Origin of the sequence: Nocardia sp. NPDC051750 (assembly GCF_044453135.1) — a bacterium.
GTDB lineage: Bacteria > Actinomycetota > Actinomycetes > Mycobacteriales > Mycobacteriaceae > Nocardia.
In genome coordinates this window covers 1070689-1083390 of the sequence record NZ_JBITCK010000002.1, presented here as the reverse complement: position 1 = coordinate 1083390, position 12702 = coordinate 1070689, and the positions used below count along the sequence as shown (strand labels likewise).

The window sequence follows — 12702 nt, the reverse complement described above, 5'->3', positions numbered from 1 at the left end:
TCGCTCCTGTTCTTCACTCATGTCCGGGATCCGATCCAGATCGCGGAACCGACCACTGCCACGATGCCGATCACCCAGATGGCGAGGCCCTCGGTGGCGGGACCGAAACCACCCAGGCCCCAGCCGCCGGGCGTCTTGGCCTCGGTCGAATCCTTGACGTAGGCGATGATGTCGCGCTTCTCCTCCGGGCTGAGCTGCCGGTCGGAGAATTTCGGCATGTTCTGCGGGCCGGTGACCATCGCGGCCCAGATCTGCTGCTCGGAGGCCGGGTCCAGCGGCGGGGCGAACTTACCCGAGGACAGTGCGCCACCGCGGCCGGTGAAGTTGTGGCAGGAGGCGCAGTTCATCCGGAACAGTTCGCTACCGCGGCCGATATCGTCGCCGCGCAGCGATTCCTGGGCGATCTCGCCGTTGGCGTCGCGAACCACGGTCGGGCCACCACCGTTGGCGGCGACATAGGCGCCGATCGCATCGGTCTGGTGGGCGTCGAACTTCACGGGCTTGCGTTCGGCCTGCGCCTCGTTGCGGGTCATCGGCATACGCCCGGACGACACCTGGAAGTACACGGCCGCCTCGCCCACACCGATGAGGCTGGGACCGCGGTCCGGCACACCCTGCAGGTTGGCGCCGTGACAGGTGATGCAGGAGGTCTCGTACAGCTGCTGACCCTCGCGGATCAGCGCCACCGAATCCTCGTTCGCCGTGGCGACCTGAGGCTCAGGGGTGAGTGCCGAGGCGAGGAAGCCGGCTCCGACGAGGCCCACCATGAGCGCGAGGCCACCCGCTATCCGTCGCCGGATGCGGCGCTGCCTGCGCTTTTTGCCGGCCTCACCACCACTGGCGGGCGCTGGCGCTGTCGGGGGCGATGAACTCATCTGTGTCCCTTTGGAGTAGACGGAACCGTGGTGGGCATTCGCTCGGTCGCTGGCCGGCGTCACTGGACGAAATAGATCACGGCGAACAGCCCGATCCAGACGATGTCGACGAAGTGCCAGTAGTACGAGACGACGATCGCGGCGGTGGCCTGCGCGGGGGTGAACTTACTCATCTTGGTCCGTGCGAGGAGGAACAAGAAGGCGATCAGACCGCCGATGACGTGCAGACCGTGGAACCCGGTGGTGATGTAGAACACCGAACCGTAGGAGCTGCCCGAGATCGAGGTCCCGTGCTCCACCAGGTGGTAGTACTCGTAAGCCTGACCGAGCACGAAGAACAGGCCCATGAAGAAGGTCAGCGTGTACCAGCGGCGCAGCCCGAACACATCACCGCGCTCGGCCGCGAACACGCCCATCTGGCAGGTGAACGACGAGGCGATCAGCACGGCGGTGACCGGGATGGCCAGCGTGATGTTGAGCTCGGTCGGCGGCATCGGCCACTCGGGCGCCTGGCTGCGCGCGACGAAGTACATCGCGAAGAGGCCGGCGAAGAACATCAGCTCGCTGGACAGCCAGATGATGGTACCGACGCTGACCATGTTGGGCCGGTTCAGCGAGTGCACACGCTGGGTTATGGCCGATCCTGAGGTACCTACTGCGGTCGTCACGACGTAAGTATGACTCTTCGTAGTACGACAGTCGAAGTCGGGTTCCCATCTAGATCTTTTGTGTCGGGATTCACCGGCTCAGCGGGCTTCTCGCCACCCTCCGGCGTGTTGCGATCCTCCGCCTCCGCTCCGGCGTCCGCGTCAACATCCCGACACACCGAACACACCACCATCCAGCACCGACCTCGTGCGATCCCCCGCCTCCGCTCCGGCGTCCGCGCCGACATCCCGACACACCGAACACACCACCATCCAGCGCGGACGGCGTACGTCCCGGGACGCACGCGGTCTGCCGATGAGCTCCGCTCGCCCGCGCACATTAGGGTGTTCATGACCGTTCGGTCACCTGTTTCGGCGCTACGAGGAGATTGAGATGAGCGTGCGCAGCTGGCCCCTGATGCTCGGGGCCCTCGCCGACGGACACGACCTCACCGCGGACGATACGACCTGGGTGATCGACGAGATCTTCACCGACAACTCCACCGCCGCGCAGATCGCCGCGTTCGGGGTGGCCATGAAGATCAAGGGCCCCACCCCCGCCGAACTGTCGGGAATGGCGCGCGGCATGCTCGGCCACGCGCGCCTGGTGAAGATCGACGGCGACGCGGTCGACATCGTGGGCACCGGCGGCGACCGGTCGGGATCGGTGAATATTTCCACCATGTCCGCGGTCGTGGTCGCCGCGGCCGGGGTGCCGGTGGTCAAGCACGGTAACCGGGCCGCTTCCTCCAAGAGCGGCGGCGCGGACGTGCTGGAGGCGCTCGGCGTGAAACTCGCCCTCGGCCCGGAATCGGTGGCCCGGTGCGTGCGCGAGGTGGGGATCGGTTTCTGCTTCGCGTCGCTCTTCCATTCGGGACTGCGGTTCGCCGGGCCGGCCCGTAAAGAAATCGGGATCCCGACGGTTTTCAATGTGCTGGGCCCGCTCACCAACCCGGCCCAGCCGCGCGCCGGGCTGATCGGCTGCGCCTTCCCCGATCTGCTGGAAACCATCGCCGGCGTTTTCGCCGACCGCGGGGCCGGAGCGCTGGTGGTACGTGGCCACGACGGCCTGGACGAGATCACCACCTCCGATACCACCGACGCCTATGTGGTGGCCGGCGGCCGCGTCCGGAAAACGGTCATCGACCCGGTGCGGCTCGGTATCCCCCGGGTCCACCTGGACGCGCTGCGCGGCGGCGATGCCCAGGTGAACGCACAGGTCGCCCGGGATGTTTTCGCCGGTGATGCGGGCGCGGTGCGCGATGCCGTCCTGGTCAACTCGGCCGCCGCGATCACCGCCTACGATCTGTCCCGCGGCGCGGAACTCGACGGTGACCTCGACGATCACCTGGTGTCCGGGATCGAACGCGCCGCGACCGCCATCGACAGCGGCGCGGCGGCGGCCCTGCTGGACCGCTGGGCCGCGCTCACCCGGACTCTCGGCGAGGACTGACCGGCGATCGTTCACCCGGCCCTCACGTCGACACCGGTCGGATCATCCGGCCCCGCCCCGACCGTGGCAGGGCCGGACCGGCCGACGGCAGGGCGCACAAGCTGCCGACCGTGCCGTGGTCCCCTCGACACAGGAGCGCAACCGGCGCACACCGTGCCACGCCGACCGTGGACGGGTTCCTACTCGCCGATCGAGAAACCGGCCTCGACATCGGCGCTGGAATACGATTTGAACGCGATATGCGTCACGGTGCGCTGCACCCCGGGCACCTTGTCGATCCGCGCGGTGACCACCTCGGCCACCTCTTCGTGGTCACGCACCCGCACCAGCGCGATCAGATCGACATCCCCCGCACACGAGTACACCTCGGTAACGCCGTCGGTATCGGCCACTCCCTGCGCGGTTTCCGGAATGCGCCCGTTGTCGGCCTGGATCAGAACGATCGCGGTAATCATGGGAACAGCCTAAGCATTCACCGCCCGCCCGGTGGAGCGCATCGCGGCTGGGCAACGTCGGAGTCATCCCCGTTCCTCGTCGTAGGACTCCGCTCCCCGTGCGGCGTCCGCTGCCGCAGCGGCGGTATCGGCCCAGGCGACCCAGCGGGCCGCACCGTGGACAGGTTCGGCGTAGCCCTCGGTGGTCCGCACGATCCGCACTCCGGGGCGTTCGAGCCAGCGCGCGACCAACGCGACCTCCTCGGGCGGGGCGCCACGCAGCGGCGGATGCTGCCGGCCCGTCTCCGCCAACGGCAGCTCCTGACCCCCCGGCTCCGCACCGGCCGGGCGCACGGTCTGCGCGGCGGCCACGATCTGCTCGACCACGGGCATCGGTGGCGTGCCCCGGCCCGCGGTGCCGGCACCGGCGAGCTGCCCGTAACGGATCACCGCGAATTCCCAGCCCCCGGCGCCGTCGGGGTGGGCGGCGATCAGCTCCGGTAACCGGGCCAGGGCGGCCAGCCGCTGGGTGCGATGCAGGGCGCGGATGACGGCGGCGGCACGGTCGCGCAGCCGGGCCGCGGATTCGTAGTGTTCGGTGTCCGCGAAGCGCCCGATCCGCGACACCATCGCACGGATCGCGGCATCGCCGGCACCGGCGAACAGCGCGCGAGCGGTCGCCGGTGCTGCCGCGTACGCGGTCGCGGTGCAGGGTGTGGCAGCCGCTGCGGGACAGCCGCCGACCGTTTCCGGCAGGCAGGTGTGCACCGCGGTGCGCGACAGCCGGGTGGTGCAGGTGCGCAGCCCGCAGTATTCGGCCAGGGTGGCGGCGATCTCCGCGGCGGCCGCCCGGGCGTGGAACGGGCCGACCGCCGGACCGGCGGGCTCACGGACCACGGTGAGCCGGGGAAAGGCCTCCGTGGTGAGCGTTATCCACCAGACGCGTTTCGGGAACTTCGAGCGGCGGTTGTAGGGCGGCGCGTGCGCGGCCAGCAGGCGTAGTTCCCGGACCCCTGCCTCCAGCCCGTGCGCGCACACCACATGATCGACCCGGGTGGCCAGCCGGACCATTTCGCGGATCCGCCCCCGGGTCTCGGAACCGGTGAAGTAACCGCGGACCCGGCGGCGCAGATTCACCGCGGTCCCTATATAGAGGACTTCGTCCGACGGACCACGAAACAGATAGACCCCGGGCGTGGCGGGAAGGTTTACGGCCAGGGCACGTTTCGCGCGCTGGCCGGCGGTCACCTCGGGCAGATAGTCGATCAGTTCGGTGAGGCTGTGCACCCCCTGGTTGCCGACGCGGCCGATGAGCGCGTGCAGGACGTCCACCGTGGCGCGGGCGTCGTCGAGCGCGCGGTGGGTGGGCGTCGTACTCGCTCCCAGGAGCCGGGCCAGCACACCCAGCCGGGCCGAGGGCGCCTCGTCCTTGCCGAGTACGCGCCGCGCGAGGCGGACCGTGCACACCACTTGCGGTCGCGGCCACGCCGTATCGCAGCGGGCGGCCGCAGCCTTCAGGAAGCCGATATCGAAACGGGCGTTGTGCGCGACCAGGACCGCGCCGGCCGCGAACTCCAGGAACCCGGGAAGTACCGCCTCGATGGTCGGGGCGGCCCGCACCATCGCCGTGGTGATTCCGGTGATCTGGACGACCGCGGGCGGGATGGATCGGCCCGGATCCACCAGAGTCGCGAATTCGCCGAGCACTTCGCCACCGCGTACTTTCACGGCGCCGATCTCGGTGATCGCGTCCTCGGCCGGGCTGGTACCGGTGGTTTCCAGGTCGACCACCACGAAAGTGGTGTCGTAGAGCGGGGTGTCGAGCTGATCGAACGCCAGCTGCCGGGCAGGCAGCGGGGCGGGTTCGGACACGGCGGGAAGCGTACGGCCCGGGTCCGACAGATTCGCGATATCGGACCGTGATGCGGGCTCAGCACACCCGGAACATGTTCCTGTTCCCCCGCAGACACCCGATTACCACAAATATGTGCGCCAGCTCACACATGATGTTTATTTGCTATCCAATTGCCTCATTGCACCGAAAATGGTCAATCGGCCCAAAACTCGGAAGCCCGGATCGGGCAACCTGCCACCCCTGCCCCATCGAGGACATTGTCACCTTAGTGACATCCGCCCGCTCGAACTGCGCAAAACGGCTGAAAATTGCCATGAGATCCGATGTAACACACAGAAGTGCGCGCCCAGCGATCACCTCGACGTAACCCAGGCGCAATCGATTCCGCGACTGTGATTCAACTCGCATAATTTGCCGATGAAAAACTACGCAACGAGTACTTATCCGGATCTCAGGCTTTACAAAGCACCGTGATCTGTTCGTAATCTTTTCGAGACCTCGCGGAGTTCGGCGCACCACCCCGGTGCCGCCGGCGGGGAGATCGGAAGGACCGCATCATGGCGTTCACCACCGTCAAGCGACAGGCGCGGCGCGCTGCCGCAACCGGAGCCGTCGGCGCTGCCACCCTGGGCGCGTTCCTGCTGCCCGCCGCCCCGGCCGCAGCCCAGCCGGTGACCATCCCCGGCGTGGGCACCTTCGAGGTGCCCAACGAGATCCCGATCCCCCAGGGCATCCCCGGCCTCGAGGCGCCCAACTCCCCCGCCGTCGCGCCGCCCTTCGTGACCCCCACCAAGACCGCCGGCGATCTGGCCCTCGACGCCGCACTCTCGAAGGTCGGCGCCCCGTATGTCTACGGCGCCGCCGGACCGGACGCCTTCGACTGCTCCGGCCTGGTGCAGTGGGCCTATAGACAGGCCGGGCGCGAGCTACCGCGCACCAGCGGCGCCCAACTGTCGGCCGGCGCCCCGATCTCGATGAACGATCTCCGGCCCGGCGACGTCGTCTCGTTCTACGGCGGCGGTCACTCCGGCCTGTACGCCGGTGACGGCAATGTCGTCCACGCCGCCACCTCGGGCACCCCGGTCCAGCTGGCCCCCATCTCGTCCATGCCGTTCGCCGGCGCGCGCCGCTACTGAGTCGGCCGGGCCCGCGGGCTCCCCCACGACGCGGTACGTTCCTGGGAGGATGTGACCGTTCCGTGTCGTACTGGACACCCCACGGGCCCGTTCCGTAATCTAATCGAGACCTTCACCGGTTGATCTTGCACAGGCGTCACAAGGAGAGCGGGGCACGGCAGGCCGTGACAACACAGCATCGGAGTCGCCGCACCCCCGGACCGGATCGCCGGCCCGCCCGCACGGTCCTCGCGGCCGGACTCCTGGCCGCCGCTCTCTACGGCGGCGGCCCCGCCGGCGCCGACCCCGTTCCTGCTCCCGCGCCGACCTCGGCCGGCGAAGCGGTGCAGCAGATGATCGACCTGTCCCGGCAGACCGAGCAGCTCAACCAGCAGGCCCTCACCGCCCAGGCCGATCTCGACGCGAAGCTGGCGATTCAGGCCGATGCCGACGCCAAGGTCGGCGCGGCCACCGCCGCCGTCGACGCGGCACGCAACGAGGTCGCCAAGTACCGGCCGATGATCGACCGCACCGCCATCGCCGCCTATCAGGGCGCGCGCACCAATCGGTTGTTCTCCGTGCTGGTCAGCGATTCACCGCAGCAGCTCCTCGACCAGATGTCGACCCTGGACGTGGTGGCGACCCAGACCTCGGACCAGCTGAAACAGTACAAACGTGCCACCGACGCGGCGACCGCCGCGCAATCGGCCGCCCGCTCCGCCGCCGACTCCGCCCGCGCCGCGGCCGATCAGGCGAACGCGGTCCGCGACGATGTGGGCCGGAAACAAACCGATCTGCAGAATGCCGTCGCCAAGGTGATCGAGGTCTGGGGCACGTTGTCGACGACGGACCGGACCGCCCTCGCCGGCTCGCCCTTCCCACCCGGATTCGACCGCGACAGCCTGCTGCGGGACCTGGTTCCCGGCAACGGCACCAGCGCGCTGGCCGCCGGACTCACCCGGGTGGGCGACCCGTACGTCTGGGGCGCCACCGGACCCGACCAGTTCGACTGCTCGGGCCTGGTGCAGTGGGCGTTCGCGCAGGTAGGCAAGCAGGTGCCCCGGACCAGTTCCGCGCAGGCCGCCTACGGCACCCCGGTCGACCGCGCGGATCTGCAACCCGGCGATGTCGTGTTCTTCTACGACGACATCTCCCATGTGGGCATCTACGCCGGTAACGGCCTCATGCTGCACGCCTCCACCTTCGGAGTTCCGGTGGCGGTAGCTCCCATGGACTCCACCCCCTACCATTCGGCCCGGCGATACTGAGCCCCGGAACGTCACCGGCGACCGGCCGCCAATAGTGTGAGTCCCATGGCTCGAACCCTGCTGGTTACCAACGATTTCCCGCCGCGTCCGGGCGGTATCCAGTCGTATCTGCACACGTTCGCCGGTCAGCTCCCCCCGGATGACCTGGTCGTCTACGCGCCCCGCTGGCGCGGTGACAGCCATCTCCGGTTCGACGCGAAGCAGCCGTTCCAGGTGGTTCGCCATCCCACCCCCCTCATGCTGCCCACTCCGGGCGTCCTGCGCCGGGCGCGCACCATCATGCGGGCCGAGGGCTGCGACACCGTGTGGTTCGGCGCCGCCGCACCGCTGGCGCTGCTGGCTGCGCCGCTGCGCCGGGCCGGGGCGGGAAAGATCGTCGCCAGCACCCACGGCCACGAGGTCGGCTGGTCGATGCTGCCGGCGGCACGGCAGGCGCTGCGGGTCATCGGGGAACACACCGATGTCGTCACCTACGTCAGTAAATACACGCGCGGCCGGTTCGCCGCCGCGTTCGGGCCGAATGCCGCGCTCGAACACCTGCCGCCGGGTGTGGACCCGGAGAAATTCCGCCCCGATCCGGCCGCCCGCGCGCAGCTGCGCGAACGCTACGGCCTCGGCGACCGCCCCACGATCCTGTGCCTGTCCCGGTTGGTCCCGCGCAAAGGGCAGGACGTCCTGCTGGTCGCGATGCGCCGGATCCGGGAACGCATCCCCGGCGCGGTCCTGGTGATCGCCGGCAGCGGGCCCTACGAGGACCGGCTGCGCGGCCTGGCCGAGGCACTCGGCGTCGCCGACGATGTCGTATTCACCGGCCGGGTCGCCTCGGCCGAACTCGCCGCGCACCACACCATCGCCGATGTCTTCGCCATGCCCGCCCGAACTCGCGGCGCGGGGCTGGACGTCGAGGGTCTCGGCATCGTCTACCTGGAGGCCTCCGCGACCGGGGTACCGGTGGTCGCCGGAACCTCGGGCGGCGCACCGGAAACGGTGCTGGACGGCGAAACCGGCCGGGTGGTGGACGGCCGCCGCGCGGACCGGGTGGCCGAAGCGATCGCCGATATCCTCGCCGACCGCGACGCGGCCGCCGCGATGGGCGCCGCGGGCCGCGCCTTCGTCGAACGCCACTGGCGCTGGGACACCCTCGGTTCCCGCCTGCGGATATTTCTCCGGCACGACGGATAAACACCGCGCCAGCAGCGCAACTACCGGGATCTACTACGCTCACCCGGGTGAGCAGTATCCAGGTCGCCGACCAGACATTCCTCGCCGCCCCGGGCACCGCCGTGGCGGGTGCGCTGGCCGCCCCGGGCCATTGGCGGCGCTGGTGGCCCGATCTCGAGTTGGATGTCCGGGAAGACCGGGGCGACAAGGGAATTCGCTGGTCGGTGCAGGGGGCGCTGACCGGCACCATGGAGGTGTGGCTGGAACCCTCGCTGGACGGGGTGATCCTGCACTACTTCCTGCACGCCGAACCGCCGCGGCCGCTGCCGCCGCGTAAGCTCGCCGCCGCCAACCGGGAGCGCCGGGTCGCGGGCAAAGTGATGACGTTCGAACTCAAGGATCGACTCGAGGGCGACCGGCCGGCCGGAGTCTGCCCAGCGGACCACTGACGAATTCCATACCGTACCGCCGAAAGGAACGACTGAGAACCTATGGCCGACCGGACCCAGAGATCGATCGTCATCGCGGCTCCCGCACGACAGGTGATGTCCGTTATCGCCGATCTGGCGTCCTACCCGGAATGGGTATCGGCGGCCAAATCGGTGGAGGTGCTGGAAACCGGGCCCGACGGCCGGGCCCGCACCGCCCGGTTCGTCCTCGACGCCGGTGTCGTCAAGGACACCTACGTCCTGTCCTACACCTGGCGCCCGGACGATCTGGCGGTGAGCTGGACGCTGGTGAGCGGCGAACTGCAGAAAGCCCAGGAGGGCCGCTACGAACTGGTCGAACAGCCGGACGGCGGCACCGAGGTGCGCTACGAACTGACCGTGGACCTGACCATCCCGATGATCGGCATGTTCAAACGCAAGGCGGAGAAGGTGATCACCGATACCGCGCTCAAGGAACTGAAGAAACGGGTCGAAGGCTGACCGGGCCGCGCACCACCGGAGAGCGCGCCCGCGGCGACGGCTCGCCGGATCACGGCCGGCGAGCGCGGACGCGTGTCGAATTGTTCGTCGGCAAGGGCGGTGTCGGAAAGACGACGCTGGCCTGCGCGCAGGCCATGGGCTACGCCCGCGAAGGACAGCGGGTCCTGGTCGCCTCCCTGGACCAGGCGCATTCCCTCGGGGACGCACTGGGTTTCCGGTTCGCGCACGACGCCGGAGCGGTCCCCGGGATCACCCGGGTCGTCCCCGGTCTCGAAGTGATCGAACTCGATTCCCTGGCCCTGCTCGAAGACCGTTTCCGGGAGGTCGCCGATGTCCTGGCGGCCGATCCGGGCCACGACCACGGGTTCGATCCGGGTGCGCTGGATCCGGCCGAACTCACCGGTCTACCCGGTGTGCAGGAACTGCTGATGCTGGTGGAGATCGCACAGTACGCGGACGACGGCGAATGGGATGTGATCGTCCTGGACTGTCCGCCCACCGCCGATATGCTGCGCATCGTCACCGCCCCCGACACACTGCTCGGCTACCTCGACCGGATCTGGCCCCCGCACCAGCGGATGATGAGCGCCATCGGCACCGATCTGCGGCGCGCCGTCCTGGCGGCGACGATGCAGCGGATCGTCGCCGCCGTCACCGAGGTCCGCGACCTGCTCGCCGACCGGGACCGCACCAGCGCCCGGCTGATCACCCTGGCCGAACGGGTCGCGGTCGCGGAGTCCGCGCGGGTGCGCTCGGCCACGGCGCTGCTCGGCCTGCGGCTGCAGGCGGTCGTGGTGAACAAGGTGCTGCCGGCGGTGCCGCCCGCGGGACCGGAGCCCCAGCATCCGGCGGTGCGCTGGTATATGCACCGCTATGCCGAGCAATGGGATGTGATCGCCGGACTCCGAAGGTCGATGCCGGAGGTCCCGGTGCTGGTAGCGGGCCATACCGGCGCCGAACCGGTGGGTATCGGCCCGCTCGCGGGGCTGTCGTGTGCCGTCGCGGCCGACGGCAGCGTCTCCGGGAACGACACCGGCGGCGGCGATCCCGTTCGGCGTGACAGCGGCCCCCGGATAGGCGACGATGCGGGTTCGGCGGCCGGCCCGGCACCCGCCGACGCCGCGGTGCCCGCCGTGGAACTGGAATCGGGCGCGGGTGTGCATTCGGTATACGCGCTGCGTATCCAGCTTCCGGTAGCGGATCCGGCCACGCTGCGCCTGGGACGAGTGGAGGACGATTTGATCGTGGGAGCCGACGGCGTACGCCGGCGGTTGCGTCTGGCGCCGGTACTGCGGCGCTGCACCGTCAGCACCGCTGAACTCGACAACGGATACCTTGTCATCCGTTTCCGCCCCGACCCGCAGGAGTGGCCGAAATGACCGGGACCGACTACCGGCAGCCGGAGGGCATCGCCGAATTCGCCGACGAACTGCGCCTGCTCGCCGAAGCCTTGCTCGAACGCGTGGAGCCGGTGCTGCGCGCGGCCGCCGCGGACGGTGCACCGGAGTGGAGTAATTGCACCTGGTGCCCGCTGTGCGCCGCGGCCGCCCTGGTCCGCGGCGAGCAGCACGAGGTCCTGGCGGCCGTCGCGGCGCACGGCACGGCGATCGTGACCGTCCTGCGGGAGGCACTGGCCGGCGCACCGGTCGACCCGGTCGTCTCGCATGATCACGGCACGGGAACCCCCGCGGCCCCGGACGATTCCCCGGGCGCCGGCAGAGATCCGTCGTCCGGCTCCGCCGGGGCGGATACCGCGGACACCGGAACCGACGGGCCGGCCGCCGAATCCGGTCCCGCGGAACCGGTCGGCTCCGATCGGCCGGACTCCCGCCGCGCCTCCTCCGGAAAATCCCGGTACGTCGGCATACCCGTGAATATCAAGCCATGACGTCCACCTCCGGTTCTGGCACATCACTCACCGTCGGTGTCGATATCGGGGGCACGAATATCCGCGCCTCCGTCGTCGACAGCACCGGCGAGGTACTCGACACGGTGCAGTGCCCGACCCCGCATTCGGCCCCGGCGCTGGAGGCCGCACTCGATCGCGCCGTCCGCGATCTCGGCGCCCGGCACAGTATCCACGCCGTCGGACTGGCCGTGGCCGGGTTCATCTCGGCGGACCGCAGCACGGTGCATTTCGCACCCCATCTGCCCTGGCGGGGCGCGCCGGTCGCGAAACGCCTGACCGAACGGCTCGGCCTGCCCGTGCTCCTCGAACACGATGCCAACGCTGCCATGTGGGCCGAGTACCGGTTCGGTGCCGCGGCGGGCGGCCACAATGTGGTCCTGGTCGCCATCGGCACCGGAATCGGCGCGGCCCTGTTGATCGACGGCGCGCTGTATCGCGGTACGCACGGTGTCGCACCGGAACTCGGGCATCTGCAGGTGGTCCCCCAGGGCCGCGACTGCGGCTGCGGTAAACGCGGATGCTGGGAACGCTACTGCAGCGGAACGGCATTGGCCGAAACCGCGATCGAACTACTGGCCACCGATGCCACGCCGTCGATGCTGGCGAAGGAGATCGTCGCCGACCCGGGTGCGCTCACCGGCCGCCGGGTGGCCAACGCCGCCCAGGACGGCGATCCCTTGGCCCAGCGGGTCATGGCCGACTTCGCGCGCTGGCTGGGCCTGGGCCTGGCATTCGTGGGCGATATCTTCGACCCCGACCTGGTGGTGATCGCCGGCGGGGTGAGCAGTTCGGCGCCGCTGTTCCTCGACGAAGCGCGCGAAGAATACGCCGCCGCGGTAACCGGTCACGGCTACCGTCCGCTGGCCCGTATCCGGACCACCCAGCTCGGCGAAGCCGCCGGAATGATCGGCGCCGCCGAACTCGCCCGCACCGCATTGATCGCCGGCCGCTGAGCGACCGGGCAGGCCCCGGCCCCGCGGGGCCGGAGGGCGCGCCATAGATAGAGAATTAACACAACCGAGCTTGGATAGGGTCCGCGACCGGCGGTAGAGTCGG

The 12702-nt window shown here is 69.6% G+C and carries 13 protein-coding genes; 9 read left to right on the top strand and 4 right to left on the bottom strand.

Translation table 11 applies throughout. From position 1 onward, the window contains the following. Positions 1-17 precede the first annotated feature (17 nt). Complete coding sequence (locus ACIA75_RS12450) at positions 18-875, bottom strand: c-type cytochrome (RefSeq protein WP_397102990.1); 858 nt, start codon at positions 873-875, stop codon at positions 18-20. A 59-nt stretch (positions 876-934) separates the two neighbouring features. Continuing rightward, on the bottom strand, positions 935-1543 hold the full coding sequence (locus tag ACIA75_RS12445; RefSeq protein WP_397102988.1) for a heme-copper oxidase subunit III: 609 nt from the start codon (positions 1541-1543) through the stop codon (positions 935-937). Positions 1544-1916: 373 nt separating this feature from the next. Here ACIA75_RS12445 and trpD point away from each other — a divergent pair, with 373 nt between their 5' ends. Further along, positions 1917-2975, top strand: a complete 1059-nt coding sequence (gene trpD, locus ACIA75_RS12440) for an anthranilate phosphoribosyltransferase (protein ID WP_397102986.1) — start codon at positions 1917-1919, stop codon at positions 2973-2975. A 179-nt stretch (positions 2976-3154) separates the two neighbouring features. On the opposite strand, the gene ACIA75_RS12435 is transcribed toward trpD, so the two are convergent. Continuing rightward, positions 3155-3430, bottom strand: a complete 276-nt coding sequence (locus tag ACIA75_RS12435) for an Lrp/AsnC family transcriptional regulator (RefSeq protein ID WP_397102984.1) — start codon at positions 3428-3430, stop codon at positions 3155-3157. A gap of 63 nt (positions 3431-3493) precedes the next feature. Beyond that, on the bottom strand, positions 3494-5281 hold the full coding sequence (locus tag ACIA75_RS12430) for a DEDD exonuclease domain-containing protein (RefSeq protein ID WP_397102982.1): 1788 nt from the start codon (positions 5279-5281) through the stop codon (positions 3494-3496). 540 nt (positions 5282-5821) lie between these two features. On the opposite strand from ACIA75_RS12430, the gene ACIA75_RS12425 reads away from it, so the two are divergent. From ACIA75_RS12425 to ACIA75_RS12390, 8 genes are all read left to right on the top strand, one after another. Then, positions 5822-6400: a C40 family peptidase gene (locus ACIA75_RS12425; protein WP_397102980.1), complete on the top strand. Its 579-nt coding sequence runs from the start codon at positions 5822-5824 to the stop codon at positions 6398-6400. Positions 6401-6564: 164 nt separating this feature from the next. Beyond that, complete coding sequence (locus tag ACIA75_RS12420) at positions 6565-7647, top strand: NlpC/P60 family protein (RefSeq protein ID WP_397102978.1); 1083 nt, start codon at positions 6565-6567, stop codon at positions 7645-7647. Between the two features lie 45 nt (positions 7648-7692). After that, positions 7693-8829 (top strand): glycosyltransferase family 4 protein, encoded by a 1137-nt coding sequence (locus ACIA75_RS12415; protein WP_397102976.1) that lies wholly within the window; start codon positions 7693-7695, stop codon positions 8827-8829. Between the two features lie 47 nt (positions 8830-8876). Beyond that, the gene (locus ACIA75_RS12410; protein WP_397102974.1) at positions 8877-9257 is read left to right on the top strand and encodes a polyketide cyclase / dehydrase and lipid transport; all 381 of its coding nucleotides are present in this window, start codon (positions 8877-8879) and stop codon (positions 9255-9257) included. Between the two features lie 42 nt (positions 9258-9299). After that, positions 9300-9737, top strand: coding sequence for an SRPBCC family protein (locus ACIA75_RS12405; protein ID WP_397102972.1), 438 nt, complete (start codon positions 9300-9302; stop codon positions 9735-9737). 80 nt (positions 9738-9817) lie between these two features. Continuing rightward, complete coding sequence (locus ACIA75_RS12400; protein ID WP_397102970.1) at positions 9818-11116, top strand: ArsA family ATPase; 1299 nt, start codon at positions 9818-9820, stop codon at positions 11114-11116. Next, positions 11113-11625 (top strand): hypothetical protein, encoded by a 513-nt coding sequence (locus ACIA75_RS12395; protein WP_397102969.1) that lies wholly within the window; start codon positions 11113-11115, stop codon positions 11623-11625. Before ACIA75_RS12400 ends, ACIA75_RS12395 begins: the two co-directional genes overlap by 4 nt. Then, on the top strand, positions 11622-12599 hold the full coding sequence (locus ACIA75_RS12390) for an ROK family protein (RefSeq protein WP_397102968.1): 978 nt from the start codon (positions 11622-11624) through the stop codon (positions 12597-12599). Before ACIA75_RS12395 ends, ACIA75_RS12390 begins: the two co-directional genes overlap by 4 nt. The last annotated feature ends 103 nt before the right edge of the window (positions 12600-12702 follow it).